Origin of the sequence: Duganella sp. CY15W (assembly GCF_009857555.1) — a bacterium.
In the GTDB taxonomy this organism is placed as follows: domain Bacteria; phylum Pseudomonadota; class Gammaproteobacteria; order Burkholderiales; family Burkholderiaceae_D; genus Rugamonas; species Rugamonas sacchari.
Genome location: NZ_WWCQ01000001.1, coordinates 1107344 through 1127981, shown reverse-complemented (window position 1 = coordinate 1127981; position 20638 = coordinate 1107344). Strand labels below are relative to the sequence as shown.

Below are 20638 nucleotides of genomic sequence, written 5' to 3'. Positions count from 1 at the left end.
CACTTTAAAAACGGAATTCTTTTGCATCACAGCAGCATACTATTAATGCTGCACAGGAACCAGAGAAAGAATTGGTGAGAATTTGAAATTAATTACTTCTTAAATACAAGCAATTACTGTCAATCGTGCGCACAGGAAAATTTAATTCCGATAATATTTTCAGGCTATAAAAGATGGAAAAACAGTTGGTAAAACGATAAAATAACAACCGTATGCGCCTTGCGGCAGTGCACAATTTTTGCTTGACTCTCTACCTTACAAGAGTATCTTTTACCTTCCAAACCGCTATCTTCGACGCCGCCGTGCAGATTCCAAAAGTTCTCCTCGTCAATGACGATCAGGCCAGCCTGTACGCGCTGGAAAGCTTGCTGCTCGATGCAGCCGATCAGCATTTATATGAATTGATTACCGCCGCTTCCGGCAAGGAAGCGCTGCGCCAGGTGTTGTTGCATGAATTTGCAGTGATATTGCTGGACGTCAGCATGCCCGGCATGGATGGTTTTGAAACCGCCGAGGCCATCCACTCGCATCCGCGTTCGGCCGGCACGCCGATTATTTTCATCACCGCCCATTATGCGGATGAATTGAACCGGCTCAAGGCTTATCAGAAAGGTGCGGCCGATTACCTGTTCACGCCGGTGATACCGCAAATTCTGCAAACCAAGGTAGCCGTGTTTGTGGAAATGGCCAAGAAGAATATGCAGCTGCGCATCAAGACGGAAGAGCTGGCGCGGCTCAACCAGGACTTGCGCGTGCAGCGCCTGCAGGATCTGGAGCGCATCAACCGCGAACTCGAACAGGAAATCAAGGAGCGCAAACAGGCCGAGCAGCGCGCGCATGAATTGTCCACACGCGACGCCCTGACCAACCTGATCAACCGCCGCGCGCTGATACAGCAGCTGGAGCATGCTGTCGCCACCGCCGACCGCAGCGGCGTCGGCTTCGCGCTACTGTTCCTCGACCTGGACAAATTCAAGCCGATCAACGACACCTACGGCCACGAAGCCGGCGACGAACTGCTGCGCCAGGTCGCGGCGCGGCTGACCGCAGCCGTACGCGTGGCCGACGTGGTGGCGCGGCTTGGCGGCGACGAATTCGTCGTGCTCATCGAAGGCAAGTCGGCCTCCGCCAACGCCGCCCGCGTGGCGCGCAAGATCGAACTGGCCTGCGCCCTGCCCTTCGACATCGGCCAGCACCGCCTGAAGACCGCCGCCAGCATTGGCATCGCCCTGTATCCAGAGGACGGCAGCGACGCCCAGGCATTGATGAAGAACGCCGACACCGCCATGTATCACGCCAAGAAGAACAGCGCCACGCCGGTGCAGTTCTTCCATGAAGAGCTCAATGTGCGCGAGCGCGAACGTGAACAGTGGACGCTGGAATTGCGCAAGGGGCTCGCCGCCGGCCAACTGGAACTGCATTATGAACCGCAGGTCGATCTGCGCAGCGGCCGCGTGATTGCCGCGGAAGCGCTGCTGTACTGGCGCCATCCGGTACGCGGCCTGCTGGACGCCGCGCACTTCCTGCCGCTGGTGCAGGAGCGCGCCCTGCTCGACCGCATCGATGCCTGGGTGGTGGGGCAGTGCTGCTCGCAAGCCTCGCTGTGGCAAAGCATGAGCGGTGCGGCGCAGTCGCCGCCGCTGTGCATCTGGCTCAACCTGGCCACGCCACAGCTGCATGCCGACCTGCTGCAGGTGCTGCTGCCGGCCATGCGCAAGCATGGTCTGGCGCCCGGCAGCATCGGCATAGAACTCAACGAAAAACTGCTGCTCGGTCCTACCGAGCCGCTGGCGCAGATGCTGACGCAAATGCATAGCACCGGCGTACGCATCGCGCTGGACGATTTCGGCAGCGCGCGTTCATCGCTGGCGGCGTGCAAGCGCTGGCAGCTCAATGTGCTGAAAATCGACCGCAGCTTCGTGCACGGCATCGGCAACGACGAAGGCGGCACCGACATCGTGGCTGCCGTCATCCACCTCGCCAGGGCGCTGTCCATGCGCGTGGTGGCGCTGGGCGTGGAGACACGCCAGCAACTGGAAGTACTGCAGTCCCTGGGCTGCCATACCTGCCAGGGCGAACTGTTTTATCCGCCGCTGCCGGCGGCCGGGCTGCTGGAACAAACCAGCATTGCTGATCTGGACACCACTACACCCTCCCTCCTAAGCAACGAGGAATAGCCATGAATAATATGACCGATATGGGCGAACAGCTGGACGCAAAAGTACTCCTGTCCACACTGATGGCACTGAAAAAAGGAGACTTCTCGGTACGCATGCCATCCGACTGGATAGGCATGGCCGGCAAGATCGCCGACACGCTCAACGACATCATCGACACCAAGTCGCGCATGGTGCGCGAGGTGACGGAAGTGAGCCGCGTGGTCGGCCGGGAAGGAAGGCTGACCCAGCGCGCCGAAATGACCAACACCACCGGCGGCTGGGCCACCATCATCAGCTCCGTCAACACGCTGATCGACGATCTGGTACGTCCCACTACGGAAATGGCGCGCGTGATCGGCGCCGTGGCGAAAGGCGATTTGTCGCAGACCATGGCGCTGGAAGTCGACGGCCATCCATTGAAAGGCCAGTACCTGCGTGCGGCAATGACGGCAAACACCATGGTGGAACAGCTGTCCTCCTTCTCCTCCGAAGTAACGCGCGTGGCGCGCGAGGTGGGTACCGAAGGTAAGCTGGGCGGCCAGGCACAGGTGAAAGGCGTGGCCGGCACCTGGAAGGACTTGACCGACTCGGTAAACTCCATGGCGGGTAACCTGACGTCGCAGGTGCGTAACATCGCCGAGGTGACGACGGCCGTGGCCAACGGCGACTTGTCCAAGAAGATCACGGTGGACGTGCGCGGCGAGATCCTGCAGCTGAAAGACACCATCAACGTGATGGTGGACCAGTTGCGTTCCTTCGCCTCCGAAGTGACGCGTGTGGCGCGTGAGGTGGGTACCGAGGGCAAGCTGGGTGGCCAGGCTTATGTGCCGGGCGTGGGCGGTACCTGGAAGGACTTGACCGACAACGTCAACTTCATGGCGTCCAACCTGACGGGCCAGGTGCGTAACATCGCAGCGGTGACGACGGCGGTGGCCAACGGCGACTTGTCGAAGAAGATTACGGTGGACGTGAAGGGCGAGATTCTCGAACTGAAAAATACCATCAACGTGATGGTGGACCAGCTATCCTCCTTCGCCTCCGAGGTAACGCGCGTGGCGCGTGAAGTGGGTACCGAAGGTAAGCTGGGCGGCCAGGCGCAGGTAAAAGGCGTGGCCGGTACCTGGAAGGACTTGACCGACTCGGTGAACTCGATGGCGGGTAACCTGACGGGCCAGGTGCGTAACATCGCCGACGTGACCACCGCCGTGGCCAACGGCGACTTGTCCAAGAAGATTACCGTGGACGTGAAAGGCGAGATTCTCGAACTGAAAAACACCATCAACGTGATGGTGGACCAGCTGAACTCCTTCGCCTCCGAAGTGACGCGCGTGGCGCGCGAGGTGGGTACCGAAGGTAAGCTGGGCGGCCAGGCCAACGTGCCCGGCGTGGCCGGCACCTGGAAGGACTTGACCGACGGCGTGAACTCCATGGCGGGTAACCTGACGGGCCAGGTGCGTAACATCGCCGACGTGACCACGGCGGTGGCCAACGGCGACCTGTCGAAGAAGATCACGGTGGACGTGAAAGGCGAGATTCTCGAACTGAAAAACACCATCAACGTGATGGTGGACCAGTTGTCCTCGTTCGCCTCGGAAGTGACGCGTGTGGCGCGTGAGGTGGGTACCGAGGGTAAGCTGGGCGGCCAGGCTTACGTGCCCGGCGTGGGCGGTACCTGGAAGGATTTGACCGACAACGTGAACTTCATGGCGTCCAACCTGACGGGCCAGGTACGTAACATCGCGGCCGTGACGACGGCGGTGGCGCGTGGCGACTTGTCGAAGAAAATCACGGTGGACGTGAAGGGCGAGATTCTTGAACTGAAAGACACCATCAACGTGATGGTGGACCAGCTGTCCTCCTTCGCCTCCGAGGTGACGCGCGTGGCGCGTGAGGTGGGTACGGAAGGTAAGCTGGGCGGCCAGGCCAACGTGTCCGGCGTGGCCGGTACCTGGAAGGACTTGACCGAAAACGTCAACCAGCTGGCCGCCAACCTGACCAACCAGGTGCGCGCGATCGCGGAGGTGGCAACGGCGGTGACGCGCGGCGACTTGTCCCGCTCCATTCAGGTGGAGGCGCGCGGCGAGGTGTCCTACCTCAAGGACAATATCAATGAGATGATCCGTAACCTGAAAGACACCACGCTGAAAAACGCGCAGCAGGACTGGCTGAAAACCAACCTGGCGCGTTTCACCCGTCTGCTGCAAGGCCAGCGCGACCTGCAGGCCGTGACCAAGCTGATTCTGTCCGAACTGGCGCCGCTGGTATCGGCGCACCACGGCGTGTTCTACATGATGGATTCGCAGGATTCCGACGCCCGCCTGCGCATGATCGCCAGCTACGGCTACCGTTCCAGCCGCAAGCTGCCCACCTCCTTCCTGCCAGGTGAGGGCCTGGTGGGCCAGTGCGCGCTGGAGAAAGTGCGTATCTGGCTGACCGACGTGCCACGCGATTACATCGTCGTTTCGTCGGGCCTGGGCGCGGCGCCGCCGACCAACATCGTGGTGCTGCCTATCCTGTTCGAACAGCAGGTGAAGGCGGTGATCGAGATTGCCTCGCTCGACCGCTTCACGGAAACCCACCTGTCCTTCCTCGACCAGCTCATGGAATCCATCGGCGTGGTGCTGAATACCATCGAGGCAAACAGCCGTACCGAGTCGCTGCTGACGCAGTCGCAATCGCTGGCACAAGAGCTGCAACAGACCAACCAGGAGCTGGCGGAAAAAGCGCGCCTGCTGTCCGAGCAGAACATCGAGGTGGAACGCAAGAACCGCGAGGTGGAGCAGGCAAAACTGGCGCTGGAAGAAAAAGCCACCCAGCTGGCGCTGTCCTCCAAATACAAATCCGAGTTCCTGGCGAATATGTCGCACGAGCTGCGCACGCCACTGAACTCCCTGCTGATCCTGGCGCAGCAGCTGGGCGACAACCCGGATGGCAACCTGTCGCCGAAACAGGTGGAATTTGCCAAGACCATTCACGGCTCTGGCTCCGACCTGCTGACGCTGATTAACGACATCCTGGACCTGTCGAAGATCGAATCCGGTACCGTGACGCTGGACGTGTCCGAGTACCGCTTCCAGAATCTGCGTAACTACGTCGACCGCACCTTCCGCCACATGGCAGAGGCCAAGCATCTGGGCTTCTACGTGGAGCTCAAGGACAACCTGCCAACCGCGATGATGACCGACACCACGCGCTTGCAGCAGGTGCTGAAAAACCTGCTGTCGAACGCCTTCAAGTTCACCACGCACGGCCAGGTCTCGCTGGTCATCAGCCTGGTCAACAGCGGCTTCACCAGCGATCACCCGAATCTGCTGCATGCGGATGCGGTGCTGGCGTTTGGCGTCAGCGATACCGGCGTGGGGATTGCCTCGGACAAGCTGCAGCTGATCTTTGAAGCATTCCAGCAGGCCGACGGTTCCACCGCGCGCAAGTACGGCGGCACGGGCCTGGGCCTGTCGATTTCGCGCGAGCTGGCGCGTCTGCTGGGCGGCGAAATCCGCGTCGAATCGGTGGTCGGCAGCGGCTCGACCTTTACCCTGTTCCTGCCCTATAACCGCGCGGGCTTCGTCAACTACGACATCGGCCGCCAGCCGCAGGTCCGCATGCCGCTGCCGGCGCCGCAAGTGGTGTACACGCCGCCGCAGGCCGGGCATGTGCTGCCGGAGCACGATGCCCTCAGCAACCTCAATGAGCTCGACGCCGACCTCGATGAATACAGCGGCAGCGATGACCGCGGCCTGGTGGCGCCTGGCGATCCTTCGGTGCTGATTATCGAAGACGACGAGCGCTTCTCGCAGATCGTGCTGGGCTTCGCGCGCGAGCAGAACTTCAAGGGCATCGTCACCATGCAGGGCGATTCGGCACTGAGCCTGGCGCGTGACTACCTGCCGTCCGCCATCCTGCTCGATCTGGACTTGCCGGACATCGACGGCTTTACGGTGCTGGACCGCCTGAAACGCGACCCCAGCACGCGCCACATTCCCGTGCACGTGATGTCCTCGCTGCGCGAGCGTGAGCGCGCGCTGCGTCTGGGCGCCATCTCCTACCTGAACAAGCCAGTCAGCAAGGAGGCGCTGCAGGAAGAATTCAGCCGCATCCAGAAGTTCCTGCTGGGCGGTAAACGCAGCCTGCTGGTGGTGGACGACGAACCGGCGCAGCGCGAATCCATCGTCGCGCTGATCGGCGATGCCGACATCCACATCGTCGCCGTGGACAACGGCCAGGCGGCGCTGGATGCGCTGCGCGAGCAGCGCTTCGACTGCATGGTGCTGGACCTGACGCTGCCGGACATCAGCGGTTTCGACCTGCTGGACATCATCGGCAAGGATGAATCCCTGCGCGACCTGCCCATCGTCATCAACACCGCCAAGGACCTGAACCGCAAGGAAGTGGCCAAGCTTAAACGCTACGCCAAGACCATCGTCATCAAGGATGCGCGTTCGCCGGAACGCCTGCTGGACGAGACGGCGCTGTTCCTGCACCGTTCCCAGGCCAGCCTGCCGGAAGCGCAGCGCCGCATGCTGGAAGAAATCCATGCGGCCGAGGGCGGCCTGGCAGGACGCAAGGTGCTGATCGTCGATGATGACTTGCGCAATATCTTCGCCCTGTCCTCGCTGCTGGAGCGCCAGCAGATGCAGGTGCTGTTTGCCGAAAACGGCCGTGACGGCATCGAGGTGCTGGAGCGCGATCCGACCATCGAGATCGTCCTCATGGACATCATGATGCCGGAGATGGACGGCTACGACACCATGCGCGCCATCCGCCGCATACCGAAGTTCAAGTCGCTGCCGATCATCACGCTGACGGCCAAGGCGATGAAGGGCGACCGTGACAAGTGTATCGCCGCCGGTGCTTCCGACTACATCACCAAGCCGGTCGATGTGGCACAGCTGCTGTCGCTGATGCGCGTGTGGTTGCATTGATGTCGTCGCTGTTCGCGTCCATCAAGGCAGCGCTGCTGGGCGACGATGCCGCCGCGCCGCACGCGAGCGTGCAAGCTGCGGCGCCATCGGTTGACACGTCCGTCATCGTCTCCGGCGGCCATGCGGCCCGCCGCCATTCGCCGTCCACGGTTGAGGAGCTGGAGCTGGAACTGCTGCTGGAAGCGCTGTTCCAATGCCACGGCTACGACTTCCGTGGCTACGAACGCGCCGTGGTCGAGCGCAAGGTGCAGGCCTTGCAGGCCAGCCTTGGCCTGACAACCATCTCGGCCCTGCAATCGCGCGTGCTGCACGACGAGGCCACCTATAACGCCCTGCTGCGCGCGCTGTACGTGACACCCGCGCTGATGTTTGACAACGCGGCGGAAGTGTCGATGCTGCGCCTGTCGCTGGGCATTTGCCTGCACGGCGCCGCCTTGCCGCGCGTCTGGCTGGCCGACTGCGCGGGCGTCCAGCAAGCCTGGACGCTGGCCATCCTGCTGGAACAGGAGCAGCTTGCGCCGCGCACGGAAATTCATGCCACGGTCGCCAGCGACGCCATGCTGGCCGAGGTCCGGCAAGCCAGCCTGCCCATGGACCGCCTCGGCGAACTGCAGGGGAACTACATCCGCAGCGGCGGCGTCGGCAAGCTGATTGACTACTTCGACGTTAGTGAGGACGGCACCCGCGCCGTACTGAAAAGCCATCTGAGCAACCGCATCACGTGGTCGCAATACAATCTGGTGACCGACGCCTCGTTCAACGAATTCCAGATGATACTGGGCCACCGCGCCCTGCCCGACTTTGGGCCGTCATTGCGCAAGCGCGTGCTCCAGCTATTCCACGACAGCCTGGCGCCGTTCGGCATGCTGGCCCTTGATCGCCCGCTCGACCAACACGACCCGCTGGCGCGCGATTACAAAGCCATCCTCGCGCACCAGCCCTGGTACAAGCGGGTCGCTTAATACACGACCGAAGCGCTGGGCCGTTCGGCAATGCGGTCGCGCCATGCCTGCAGATGCGCCATGCCCTCCTGCCCTGGCCGGAATTTCATGAGCCCGCGTGCAAACTCCAGCGCGCAGAAGGCGGTGATATCCGCAATCGTGAAACGCTGCCCTGCCACGTAAGGCTGCGTGGCCAGCACCTGGTCCAGCCAGCGCGCCGTTTCGCGCATCCGCTCTCCCTGCACCGCGCCATATTCGGGAAACTGCGGCTGCTCCAGTATGGCCAGCCCCGGATGCGTGTGGCGGATGTAATTGGCGGCGCCGTAAAACAGATGCAGTTCCACGCGGCGGTCCGTCATCTCGATGAACGCGCGCTCATCGTAGCCATCGCCCATCAGATTGGGTTCCGGCGCATGGCCTTCCAGCCAGCTGCATATGGCGCGCGTCTCGCACAAGATGCGGCCGTCATCCAGTTCCAGCGCCGGCACACGGCCAAACGGATTGAGGGCCAGGTATTCCGGACTGCGGTTCTGGACCGTGGCAAGATCGATCTGCACCTGCGCGATATCGGTCAGCCCCTTTTCCGCGATGAACATGGCCACGCGGCGCGGATTGGGTGCGCGGGACGACGTATAGAATTTCATCGCGACTGCCCCGTCTCCAGCATGGTACGCACGGTGGTGGGGTCGGTGCGTTCGGCGCGCGGCGGCAGCAGGATGCCGCGCTGTACCGCAGGGCGCGCGGCGATCGCCGCGATCCAGCGCTGCAAATGCGGCAGCTCATCCACCGTCACGCCTGACCATTCATGTGTGCGTACCCAGGCCCAGTTGGCGATATCGGCAATCGAGTAGTCGCCCGCCAGATACTCATGGTGCGCCAGATGGCTATCCAGTACGCGGAACAAACGCTTGCTCTCGCCCTGGTAGCGGTCGATGGCCGGCTGTATCTTCTCCGGGAAGTAGCGGTGGAAGACATTGGCCTGCCCCATCATCGGACCGACGCCGCCCATCTGAAACATCAGCCATTGCAGCACCTGCGAGCGGCCTTTGAAATCGGTGGGCATTAATTCGCCAGTCTTTTCGGCGAGGTAAATCAGGATGGCGCCGGACTCAAATACCGCGAAGTTATCTTCCGTACGGTCCACAATCGCGGGAATACGGCCGTTCGGGTTGAGCGCTAAAAACCACGGCTCCTTTTGTTCGCCAGCGGACAAATCCAGCGCGTGCAGCGTATAAACCAGCTCCAGCTCTTCCAGAGCGATGGAGATTTTGTGGCCATTGGGTGTGGCGGCCGTGTACAGATCGATCATGTCTTCGCCTTCGGTTTGGTGGGCTAGCTCAAATCATAATCCTATTTGGGATTTGACAGCGCCTGCGCTTCGCCGTAGATTGCACGCTTGCCCAAAAGGCCTTTACATCTTACAAAGGATTAGCATGCAACGCAGTTTGATTTCGCTCGCCGTGACGGCGCTGATGGGATTGTCCGCCGCCGCGCCGGCCCTGGCCGCTGCCGCACCTGCCGCCAAGGCTGCGCAGGTCACCACCCAGCTCCCGCGCACCGCCGTTCCGACGCACTACGCCGTTTCGCTGACGCCAGATGCGGCCAACAGCAGTTTCAGCGCCAGCGTCACCATCGCGCTCGAGATCAAACAAGCCACCAACCGCCTGACGCTGAACGCCTCCGAGCTCAAATTCAGCGCGGCCAACATCAGCGCCGGTCCGGGCAAAGCGGTGCATGCCGCCAGCAAGATCGACGTCAACGAAGAACAGCAGACCGCCACCTTCCATTTTGCCGAAGCGCTCAAGCCGGGCAGCTACCAGCTCAAGCTGGATTACACCGGCGTGATCGGCACCCAGGCTTCCGGCATGTTCTCGCTGGACTATGAAAACGGCGGCGCCAAAAAGCGCGCGCTGTACACGCAGTTTGAAAACTCGGACGCGCGCCGCGTGATCCCGTCGTGGGACGAGCCGTTCTACAAAGCCACCTTCGCGCTGGAAGCCACGGTGCCTGCCGGGCAGATGGCCGTGTCGAACATGCCGGTGGCCTCCACCACCAAACTGGCGGATGGACGTGAGCTGGTGCGCTTCGCGACCTCGCCCAAGATGTCGACCTACCTGCTGTTCTTCGGCCTGGGCGAATTTGAACGCGCCAGCGCCGTGGAAGATGGCGTGGAACTGGGCGTGATTACGCAAAAAGGCTCGCTGGGCCAGGCCCAGTTTGCGCTGGACTCGTCGCGCGCCGTGCTCAAGGAATACAACGACTACTTTGGCGTCAAGTACCCGCTGTCCAAACTGGACAACGTGGCCGCGCCGGGCCGCAGCCAGTTCTTCGGCGCCATGGAAAACTGGGGCGCCATCTTCACGTTTGAATATGGCATCCTGCTGGACCCGCGCACCGCGACCCAGTCGGACAAGGAAACCGCCTTCCTGGTGGCCGCGCACGAAATGGCGCACCAGTGGTTCGGCGACCTGGTTACCATGGCATGGTGGGATGACCTGTGGCTCAACGAAGGCTTCGCCTCGTGGATGGAGTCGCGCACCACCGACCGCCTGCATCCGGAATGGAACTGGAGCCTGCGCGCTGTCGGTACGCGCGAAGGTGCGATGGAACGCGATGCGCTGGCCACCACCCACGCGATCGTCCAGCGCATCAACAGCGTCGAGCAAGCCAGCCAGGCATTTGACGCCATCACCTACAGCAAAGGCGAATCGGTCATCCGCATGCTGGAAAACTATGTCGGCGACGAAGCCTGGCGCACCGGCGTGCGCAGCTATATCGCCAAACATGCATACGGCAATACGGTATCGGACGATCTGTGGCGCGAAGTGGAAAAGGCGGCGCACAAGCCAGTCACCGCGATTGCCCATGACTTCACGCTGCAGCCGGGCGTACCGCTGATCCGCGTATCGGAGGCGGTCTGCAAAAACGGCCAGACCACCATCCAGCTGACCCAGGGCGAATACAGCAAGGACCAGGAAAACAAAAAGCCACTGAGCTGGCGCGTGCCGGTGATTGCGCAAACCGTGGGCGGCGCCACGGTACGCACCGTGGTCAACGGCGGCAAGGCCAGCATGACGCTGCCGGGCTGCGGCGCGGTGCTGGTCAACGCCGGCCAGAGCGGCTACTACCGCACGCTGTATGCGCCCAAGGCATTTGCGGCCTTGACGGACAGCTTCGCCACCATGCCGGCCATCGATCAACTGGGTCTGCTGGCCGACAGCTGGTCGCTGGGCATGGCTGGTCTGATGCCGGCTTCCGGCTTCATGGACCTGGCCAGCAAAGCCCCGGTCGACGCTGCACCGCAAGTATGGCAGCGGATCGCCAATGCGCTGGGCGGGCTGCACGCCCACTTCGAAGGCAAGCCAGAGCAGCGCGCGGCGCTGGACCGCTACGCGCGTGCGCGCCTGGCGCCAGTGCTGGCCCGCATCGGCTGGACTGCGGCCAAAGACGAAGCCGCGCCGGTTGCCAATCTGCGTGAGACGCTCATCACCACGCTGGGTGAGGTCGGCGACGATGGCGTGATCGCTGAAGCGCGCCGCCGCTACGCCGCATTCGCAACCGACAAGGACGCCCTGCCGGCCGCGCTGCGCCGCCCGGTGCTGGGCGTGATCGCCTCCCATGCGGATGCGGCAACCTGGGACCAGCTCCGCGCCGCTGCGCAAGCCGAGCAATCGACCATGATCAAGAGCGAGCTGTATGACCTGCTGGGCTCCGCCAACGACAAGGCCCTGGCACAGCGCGCGCTGGAGCTGGCACTGACCGATGAAGCCGGCGCCACTGCCAGCGCGTCGATTATCAGCCATGTCTCGCACGGCCATCCCGACCTGGCGTTTGACTTTGCCATCGCCCATCGCGAACAGATTGAAAAGAAAGTGGACGGCAGCTCGCGCAGCCGCTACTTCCCGGCTTTGGGCGGAAGCTCGGCAGATCCTGCCATGATCGGCAAGCTGCAAGCCTACGCCAAACAGCATCTGAGCGCTGACGCGCAAGGCGACACCAAAACCGCGATTGCCGCCATCGAATACCGCATCAAGGTACGCAGCAAGCGTCTGCCGCAGATCGACGCGTGGCTGGCGCAGCATCAGCGCGGCTAAGCAAAAAAAAAACCAGCGCCATCGCGAGATGGTGCTGGTTGCAAAACGCTCGAAAGCGTGGGGATGTCTGCTGCTCTACGGTTCACCGGCTATCGTGCCAGTTGAACAAAATTTGTGCCGGGCTTGAACGGTCCGGCAACCGGGCGCTGGGCTTAACCTTGCGCTATGGGTGCTACTTTGCCATTGATCGGCAAGCGCAGGCTTAGGACTTCATTAAGGTAGCGGAGGAAGGGAATGGTGCCGGTGTTTCAGGCCACCGGCCAGCCTGCTGAGCTATGCTTTGCGGATGACCGCACCAGCTTGGATGCGGGGCCAATCAAAGCATGCTGTCGCCAGCGGAGCGATAATAATTGGACAATATGACGGCTAAATGACGCACACAAACTTTACATTTCCATCACGCGCGGCCGTTGCGTGCATCGCCTGGCATGCCTTGAGCGCATGCTCGCCGCTGCCGCCGCCGCACAGCGCACCGGTGGCGCCAAAAACGCCGCCAGCGCCGGTTGCGGCTACCGCATCCACCGCCCCCATCGCGGCGACAGCGCCAGCCGGCCCCGTGCTGCACATCGACAGCGCCAGCTCGCTGATCGCCGTGACCGTGCGCCGTGGTGGCATCCTGGCGCGCCTTGGTCACGATCATGTGGTTGCCAGCCACACCGTCAGCGGTACTGTCACGCCGTCGCAAAACCGTGCGGATCTCCAGTTCCGCCTGGACCAGCTCATCGTCGACGAAGCCGACCTGCGCCAGATTGCGGGCCTCGACAAACAGCCTTCCGCCGACGCCATCGACGGCACGCGTCACAATATGCTGAGCAAGGTGCTGGATGCCGAGCGCTATCCGCTGGTACAGATGCATGTGGAACGCATCGGCAATGCGCAAGCACTACAAGTGAGCATCACGCTGCACGGGGTCACGCGCACGCTGGCCATTCCTGCATCGATCAGGGAAGAAAACGGCAGTATCAACGTCAAGGGTAACGTCAACCTGAAACAGACAGATTTCGGCATCACGCCGTTTTCCGTGATGGCCGGCGCGATGGCCGTACAGGATCAGATGGAACTGCGTTTCGATCTGACCGCCAGATAAAAAAAGGCCCGCAGCACTTTGTAAGGCGCGGGCCAAAGGTTTCAAATCGGGAGAGACTTGAAAGAGCAAAGACAGTATCTCAGCGCTGCATGACGCGATGATGACATCACCGCTCTCCCGAACAAACTTTTTTTAACGTGCGACGATCAGGCGCAGACCAAGGCCAACGAAGATGGCGCCGGCAATGCGGTCCATCCATTTGCCTGCGGAAGGCGTACGGTTGATCCACGCACCGACCGCGCCGGAAAAATAACCCAGCAAGCCAAACACCATCACTGCCTGCAGTGTAAACAGCAAGCCCAGTTGCGCGGTCTGCCAGCTCGCATCGCCACGCTCCGCCACCACGAATTGCGGCAGGAAGGACAGGAAGAACAACACTACCTTGGGGTTGATGCTATTGGCGAACAGCCCTTTGGTAAACAGCTTGCCCAGGCTTTCGTCCGGTAAGCCCGCGCCCTCCACGCGCGCGCCGCCGCGGCTACGCAGTGCGCCGATGCCGAGCCAGATCAGATAAGCTCCTCCCAGCAGCTTCAATGCGCCAAACGCCATGGGCGAGGCCTTGATCAGCGCCCCCACGCCCAGCGTCGCCAATACCGTATGACTGAGGCAGCCCAGCGCACAACCGAGGCCAAACATCATGCCCTGGCGACGTCCGCGTGACATGCCCATGCTGAGCACCATGAGGTTGTCCGGCCCCGGAGAAACCGTAATCAACAGCGCTGCGCCAAGAAATCCGATGAACTGTTCTGGTGAAATTGGCAAGATGTTTTCCTGTCGTGCAAAGCCGTCATCATACCAAACCGTCAAGTTCTCGTTTAAAATGAGAAATACCACTTTTACGAACAGCCGGCGCACGGACAACGAATGAGCAAAGCGAGCACGATCCACAGCCTCAGCGCGCATTTCCACCGTTATGCTTTGCTGGTGCTGCTGGCCTTCGTTGCGCTGTGTGCAAACGCGCCGGTACAGGCGCAAGCCATTGCGCTCACCCATGACAACATCGACCTGGCCAAGGCCGGCAAGCTGTATCAGGACCAAGGCCAGCCTTATCCCGTCGATGCTGCCGGCCTGCCTGCCATGCTGGCCCGGCTCAAGCCCGCGTCCAAGGTGGACCTGCTGGGCGGCAGCTACTGGCTCTACGCAGAACTACGTAACGACGGCCGCCAGCCCGCCTGGGTCATCGATCCCAACGACACGCTGATCGACGTGGTCGATATCCAGGTCTACGGCGAGGACGGCTCGATTTACCAGATGCTGACCGGCTACCGTCAACCGCACTCCTACCTTCTGCACTACGGTAAAGACATCGACCTGCAGCCGGGCCGGCGCTATCACGTGCTGATACGCTTCTCCAGTCCTTACTATGCACGCACGCCCGTGTTCTCGGTGCTGCCGCGTCCCGCCTACCAGCAGCTGGTGGCCAAGGAAAACGTTCTGATTATTGGCTCGGTTGGCGCGCTGCTGGCGCTCACCGTGTTCAACTTCTTCATCTACTCGATCACGCGCGACCGCTCTTCGCTGTACTACTCGATGTATGTGCTGTGCTACGCGGTGGCATGGGGTACGACCTTCCACATGGCGGCCGACCTGTTCGGGTGGCATAACCTGCACTGGCACTACGTTCCCTTCTTCCTGCTGCCGGTATTGAGCACGCTGTTCTACACCACCTTCCTGCGCCTGAAGGAAACCGCGCCACGCCTGTATGCGCTGAGCCGCATCAACATCGTGCTGCCGCTGGTGACGCTGCCGAGCTGCTTCCTCGCGCTCAGTTATGCACACACCATCGCCACCATCGTCATTACGATCTGGATGACCATGGCGCTCACCAGCGGCATCATCGTCTGGCGCAGCGGCTACTACCCGGCGCGTTTCTTTGTGCTGGGCTTTGTCGCGCTGATGATACCGGGGCTGCTGATCCTGCCGGCGAACGTCGGCCTGATTCCCGCCGTGGTGACCAACGCCCAGCTGTTCACCTTATTGGGCGGGACGCTGGACGGCGTGCTGCTGGCGTTTGCGCTGGCCGACCAGATCCGCCTGCTGCGCAACAATCTGGAGCAGCGCGTCAAGGAACGCACGGCGGAACTGACGGAAGCCAAGGAGCACGCGGAAGTCGTCAGCCGCCACCGCATCGACTTCCTGTCGGCGATGAGCCACGATATCCGCACGCCGCTGGCCGGTGTGATCGGCATGATCAAGTTCGCCATGCGCGACCAGTCGGTGCGCGGACGTACGGAAGAATATCTGCGCATCGGTTTGCAGAACAGCGAGTCGCTGCTGGCCATCCTCAACGACATCCTCGACTTCTCCAAGATCGACGCTGGCCGGCTATCGATAGAAACCGTGGACTTCGACCTGATTGCGCTCATCGACGACGCCATCGGCATCCTGCAAGGCCAGGCCGACGCGAAGAGCCTGCTGCTGCGCTCCGACCTGGCGCTGGACCTGCCACGCTATGTGCGCGGCGACCCGACGCGCCTGCGCCAGATCCTGCTTAACCTGCTGGGCAACGCCATCAAATTTACCGACCGTGGCGAAGTGCGGCTCGACGCCACCGCGCTGCTGACCAGCGACGGCTGCACCAGCGTCAGTTTCGATGTCAGCGACACCGGCCCTGGCATTCCGGCCGAAACGCTGCCACGCCTGTTCCAGAAATTCGAACAGGCCGACCACTCCACCACGCGCCGCTACGGCGGCACCGGCCTTGGCCTGGCCATCTGCAAGGAACTGGTCGAACTGATGGGCGGCGCAATTGCAGCGGAAAGCCGCGTTGGCGCCGGCTCCACGTTCAGCTTCACGCTGCCGCTGGAACTGGGTGCAGCCCCCACGCTCGACCCATCCCTGCTGCCGCGCAAGGAGCACCACGCCTATCGCCTGCGCGTGCTGTGCGCAGAAGACGTACGCACCAACCAGATCATCGTCAGCACCCTGCTGGAAGGCATGGGCCACGATATCCGCATCGTTGAAAATGGCTTGCAGGCGCTGCACGCCCTGAGCACCGCCGCCTACGACCTGGTGCTGATGGACGGCCGCATGCCGATGATGGACGGCGAACAGGCGGCGCGCCTGATCCGCTCGGGCGGCAGCGAGGATTACCGCGTACTGGACCCGAACATTCCAATCATCGCGCTGACCGCCAACGCCAGCGACCATGACCGCGCGCGCTATCTGGCGGTCGGCATGGATGGCTTCCTCAGCAAGCCGGTGGACGAACGCCTGCTGTATGACCAGGTGGAAAAAGTCATCGCCCAGCATCTGAGCCGTGGCCGCCAGCTGCGCGCCACCGACGCGGCCCGCCTGATGGCGGAGCGCATGGTGGCGCTGGACCAGCAGTTCGGCGTGGTATCCCAAGCGGCCATCGTGACCGATCCGGACACGGTGCAAATCATGCCGCTGGCGGGGCTGTCGCACAAACACATGCAGCGCATTACGCAAGCCTTCCTGGATGAAGCGCCGCGCCGCCTGGAAACCGCACGCGCCGCCGTCGTCGCCGGCAACAGCACCGCAGCGGCAGCGGCGATCCATGCGCTCAAAGGCAGCGCCGGCTATCTCAACTCGCCCCACCTGCACACCCTGTGCCACGAGATGGAAGCAGCGGCGGCGGCCGGCGACCTGGTGGAAGTCATCGACATGCTGCCCGGCGTCGAAGCCGCATTGGACAAAGCCTGTACCGACTTGCGCAGCGCGGCCGCAGCGTAAGCAAAGTTTTCCATTTTCCGCGACAATGGTGGACCCGTTTCACCTTGCATCGGACCCCACATGAATACTCACGATAGCGCGCTGGCTGCGCGCGACGGCCTGCCGCCCGATGCGCGGCGCCTGGCCATGCTGTCGGTCGCCATTGGCGTCGGCATGGCGTCGCTGGACACCGCCATCGCCAATACCGCCCTGCCGGCGATTGCGGATCAACTCCACACCACGCCCGCCGCCTCGGTATGGATCGTCAACGTCTACCAACTGGCCATGGTGGCCACGCTGCTGCCGTTCGCCGCGCTGGGTGAAGTGATCGGCTACCGGCGCGTCTGCATCTTCGGCCTGGCCCTGTTCACCGCCGCATCGCTGGCCTGCGCACTCGCATGGTCGCTGCCCTCGCTGGTGGTAGCGCGCCTGTTCCAGGGCATCGGCGGCGCCGCCATGATGGGCGTGAACACCGCAATGATACGCACCATCTTCCCCGCCAGGCTGCATGGCCAGGGCTTTGGCTTCAACTCGCTGGTGGTCGCTGTGGCGTTTGCGGTCGGTCCCACCGCCGCTTCGCTGATACTGGCCGCCGCAACCTGGCCCTGGCTGTTTGCCATCAACGTCCCGCTGGGGATCGCCGCCATCCTGCTGGCAAGGCGCGCGCTGCCGCATAACGTGCGCGCCACGCACAAGATCGACGCGCCAACCGCCATCCTCAACGTATTTGCCTTCGGCCTGCTGATCCTCACTTTCGGCGACGCCGCGCACCAGGAGGGCTGGCACAAGCTGCTGCCGGAGCTGGTGGCCACGCTGATCTTCTTTGGCCTGCTGCTGCGCCGCCAGGCCGGCCATGCAGCGCCCATGCTGCCGGTGGATTTGTTCAGGCTCCCGCTATTCACCCTGTCCGCCCTGACCGCCGTGTGCACGTTTGCCGCACAAGGCCTGGCCTTTGTGTCGCTGCCCTTCTATTTTGAGCATACGATGGGCCGTTCGCCGATTGAAACCGGCTTCCTGATGACGCCATGGGCGGTGCTGGTGGCCGTCATGGCGCCCATCGCCGGCCGCCTGAGCGACCGCTATCCGCCCGGCGCGCTGGGCGGCATAGGCCTGGCCTTGCTGTCGTCCGGACTGGTGGCGATGCTGATGCTGCCGGACCAGCCCTCTGCATTCGACATCGGCTGGCGCATGGCGTGGTGCGGCGTCGGCTTCGGTTTCTTCCAGGCGCCTAACTTGAAAGCCATCATGAGCAGTGCGCCACCCACGCGTGCCGGCGGCGCCAGCGGCATCGTCGCCACCGCGCGGCTGCTGGGGCAGGCCACCGGCGCGGCCCTGGTAGCCTACTGCTTCACGCTGTCCGCCACGCGCGGCACCACGTATGCACTGATCCTGGCCGCAGTGTTTTCCGGCGTCGCCAGCATCGCCAGTTTTTCGCGGCTGGTCGTCGCGCAACGGTGAACCCCATTTACGGCAGCGCTGTTAAACTGTTTGCACACCGATTCGAGGAGACAGCATGTCCAACCGCACGCTTACCCTGACTGACACCCTGTACGACTACGTGCTGACGCATTCGCTGCGCGAACATCCGGCACAAACCGCCTTGCGCGATGCAACGCGCGGCCACGAGCGCGCTACCATGCAGATCTCGCCGGAGCAAGCCCAGTTCATGGCGCTGCTGGTCAAACTGATGGGCGCACGCAATGCGATCGAGGTCGGGGTCTTCACCGGCTACAGCGCGCTGTCCGTCGCACTGGCGCTGCCGCCGGAAGGCCGGCTGGTCGCCTGCGACATCAGCGAGGAATACACCAGCGTCGCGCGTCCGTTCTGGCAGCAGGCAGGCGTGGCCGACAAGATTTCACTGCGCATCGCTCCCGCCCAGCAGACTCTGAACACCCTGCTGGAAGATGGCGAAGCAGGCCTGTACGACTTCGCCTTCATCGATGCAGAAAAAACCGGCTACGACGGCTATTACGAAAGCTGCCTGCAACTGGTGCGCCGCGGCGGCCTGATCGTGCTGGATAACACGCTACGCGAAGGCAAGGTCACGCAGCGCGCCGATAACGACGATACCGCCGCGATCCAGGCGCTGAACATCAAGCTGCATCAGGACGAGCGCATTGACCTGTCCTTCCTGCCGCTCAGCGACGGCCTGACGCTGGCGCGCAAGCGCTAGGCCGGTTGCGCCTTATTTGGGCCGTACCGGCGTGATCGCCGCATCTGGTTTGCTCAGCCAACCGCTGCGCAGCTTGCCGACGGCGGCTGCCACCGAGCGCGCCACATTGCGCACCTCCTGCTGGAACTGCACTTCCTGGTCGAGGTTCTGATGGCTCTCCGCATAGGATTCGTAATAGCCCAGATAGCGGTCCAGCGTGGACTGCTGGCCCGCATCAATGAATCCCATCCAGTTCAGCCAGTCCGACAGGTTGCGCCGCAGGCTTTCCACTCCAGCCACATCGCCATGCACCACCAGTCCATACGCGCGGCCAGCCAGATGCTTGGGATAGTCCCAGCCTTTGAGTTCCAGTTCCTTGGCCTCCGCCGCTTTTTTGCCGTGGGTGCTGGTGGGATCCGGGTTGCCGCCATCCGCGCAGACCAGCCGGTCGATCATGAGCTTGAGCACAGACGGCGCCTGGTACCAGTAAGTCGGCGTCAGGATGATGACGCCGTGCGCAGCCACCCACTTCTCGTAAATTTCCGCCATCCAGTCATTGGTCTGGCGTGCACCGTGATTCGGATAGCAGCTGCAAGGCCAGTGGCACAGCGGCATGGCGGTGGAGACGCAGCCCTTGCAGGGATGGATGTGCAGGTCATAGCCGGAAGTCAGCAGGCTCAGATCCAGCACGTCCACCTCGATATCGGCTTCGGCCAGGGCTTCCTTCGCCCATAGGCTCATGCGGTAGGTCTTGGAGATTTCGCCGGGACAGGAGCCGTCATTGCGGGCGGCGCCGATAATCAACAGCACGCGCGACCGCGTCTGCGGATCTTTCTGGCGCTTCTCTGCCGCCAGCAGGCGGTCGCGCGTGGCTTTCCACTCCACCGACAAATCGTAATCGGGATCGGCAAACCCGCTGCCGGCCTTTTGCGTCACTGGCGCCTTGCGGCCTTCGTGATAATTCTGCCATGCGACTTCCTCCACCTGCGCCAGCGCAGTCTTGACTGCTTCGAACTTCGGGTCCACAAATGCGCGCATGAATTCCACATGAAATTCCTTGCGCTCGAGCGGCTGCGGCGCCTGTCCCTGTCGTACTTCTGCCATTGTCATCTCCCGGTGAAATCCCAGCTTGGCACGCAGCCCGGCGCTCCTCCGTGCGCTGACGCACGCTCCTACATGACCACGGCGCGTGCGCCTACGCCCCCCGCGGCTGTGACGGCTTACGATGACAACTCGCATTCCTTAAGGAGACCCATCATGAGTGCATCCAATAAACCCGATCCACGCGGCTTCAAACCCGGCGCCAATATGCCGCACGGCGACTACGATCCGAAAACCCAGGGCATGTCGGAGAGTGGCAACCATGCCACCGGCGATGCTGGCAACGATACCCCGCCGGGCAATCTGCAGCAGCAACAGCGCGATAGCGGCCCGGCGCGTTCGGAACATGCGCTGCGCCAGGACAACCAGAATCGCGGCGACCAGCGCAACCAGCAAAGCGCGTCGGCGGCAGCAACGGCAGCCACCCACCGTGACAAAAATGCCGGTGCGCGCGGCGACAGCTCCACCGACAACAATCAGGACAAACGCTGATTCCAGTTTACTGGA

The 20638-nt window shown here is 62.5% G+C and carries 13 protein-coding genes; 9 read left to right on the top strand and 4 right to left on the bottom strand.

Features of this window, described 5'->3' with window-relative positions:
* Positions 1–302 precede the first annotated feature (302 nt).
* Genes GTP58_RS05350 through GTP58_RS05340 form a run of 3 tightly spaced genes read left to right on the top strand, consistent with a single transcriptional unit; the run spans position 303 to position 8043 of the window.
* Entirely contained in the window at positions 303–2177 is a 1875-nt protein-coding gene (locus GTP58_RS05350; protein WP_161076569.1) for an EAL domain-containing protein, read from the top strand.
* A 2-nt stretch (positions 2178–2179) separates the two neighbouring features.
* Positions 2180–7081, top strand: coding sequence for a HAMP domain-containing protein (locus GTP58_RS05345; protein ID WP_202413475.1), 4902 nt, complete (start codon positions 2180–2182; stop codon positions 7079–7081).
* Entirely contained in the window at positions 7081–8043 is a 963-nt protein-coding gene (locus GTP58_RS05340) for a CheR family methyltransferase (protein WP_161076568.1), read from the top strand. The genes GTP58_RS05345 and GTP58_RS05340 overlap by 1 nt, the downstream gene beginning before the upstream one ends.
* On the opposite strand, the gene GTP58_RS05335 is transcribed toward GTP58_RS05340, so the two are convergent.
* Both GTP58_RS05335 and GTP58_RS05330 read right to left on the bottom strand, forming a co-directional pair.
* Positions 8040–8666 carry a glutathione S-transferase family protein gene (locus tag GTP58_RS05335; RefSeq protein WP_161076567.1) on the bottom strand — a complete coding sequence of 209 codons (627 nt, stop codon included), beginning with the start codon at positions 8664–8666 and terminating at the stop codon, positions 8040–8042. The two genes, GTP58_RS05340 and GTP58_RS05335, sit on opposite strands and share 4 nt — an antisense overlap.
* The gene (locus GTP58_RS05330; RefSeq protein WP_161076566.1) at positions 8663–9331 is read right to left on the bottom strand and encodes a glutathione S-transferase family protein; all 669 of its coding nucleotides are present in this window, start codon (positions 9329–9331) and stop codon (positions 8663–8665) included. Before GTP58_RS05330 ends, GTP58_RS05335 begins: the two co-directional genes overlap by 4 nt.
* A gap of 124 nt (positions 9332–9455) precedes the next feature.
* Between GTP58_RS05330 and GTP58_RS05325 the strand changes: the two genes are divergently transcribed.
* Together GTP58_RS05325 and GTP58_RS05320 are read left to right on the top strand one after the other, a co-directional pair.
* Positions 9456–12116: a M1 family metallopeptidase gene (locus GTP58_RS05325; RefSeq protein ID WP_161076565.1), complete on the top strand. Its 2661-nt coding sequence runs from the start codon at positions 9456–9458 to the stop codon at positions 12114–12116.
* A 370-nt stretch (positions 12117–12486) separates the two neighbouring features.
* A complete protein-coding gene (locus GTP58_RS05320; RefSeq protein ID WP_161076564.1) occupies positions 12487–13203 on the top strand; it encodes a YceI family protein in 717 nt (238 codons plus the stop codon).
* Positions 13204–13335: 132 nt separating this feature from the next.
* On the opposite strand, the gene GTP58_RS05315 is transcribed toward GTP58_RS05320, so the two are convergent.
* Complete coding sequence (locus tag GTP58_RS05315; protein WP_161076563.1) at positions 13336–13965, bottom strand: LysE family translocator; 630 nt, start codon at positions 13963–13965, stop codon at positions 13336–13338.
* Between the two features lie 102 nt (positions 13966–14067).
* On the opposite strand from GTP58_RS05315, the gene GTP58_RS05310 reads away from it, so the two are divergent.
* From GTP58_RS05310 to GTP58_RS05300, 3 genes are read left to right on the top strand one after another with little or no spacing between them, the layout of a single operon-like run.
* Positions 14068–16899 (top strand): hybrid sensor histidine kinase/response regulator, encoded by a 2832-nt coding sequence (locus tag GTP58_RS05310; protein WP_161076562.1) that lies wholly within the window; start codon positions 14068–14070, stop codon positions 16897–16899.
* 60 nt (positions 16900–16959) lie between these two features.
* Positions 16960–18336 (top strand): MFS transporter, encoded by a 1377-nt coding sequence (locus GTP58_RS05305; RefSeq protein WP_161076561.1) that lies wholly within the window; start codon positions 16960–16962, stop codon positions 18334–18336.
* 55 nt (positions 18337–18391) lie between these two features.
* Positions 18392–19051, top strand: a complete 660-nt coding sequence (locus GTP58_RS05300) for a class I SAM-dependent methyltransferase (RefSeq protein ID WP_161076560.1) — start codon at positions 18392–18394, stop codon at positions 19049–19051.
* 12 nt (positions 19052–19063) lie between these two features.
* On the opposite strand, the gene GTP58_RS05295 is transcribed toward GTP58_RS05300, so the two are convergent.
* Positions 19064–20134, bottom strand: a complete 1071-nt coding sequence (locus tag GTP58_RS05295) for a flavodoxin family protein (protein WP_161076559.1) — start codon at positions 20132–20134, stop codon at positions 19064–19066.
* Between the two features lie 153 nt (positions 20135–20287).
* Between GTP58_RS05295 and GTP58_RS05290 the strand changes: the two genes are divergently transcribed.
* Positions 20288–20623, top strand: coding sequence for a hypothetical protein (locus GTP58_RS05290; protein WP_161076558.1), 336 nt, complete (start codon positions 20288–20290; stop codon positions 20621–20623).
* Positions 20624–20638: the final 15 nt, after the last annotated feature.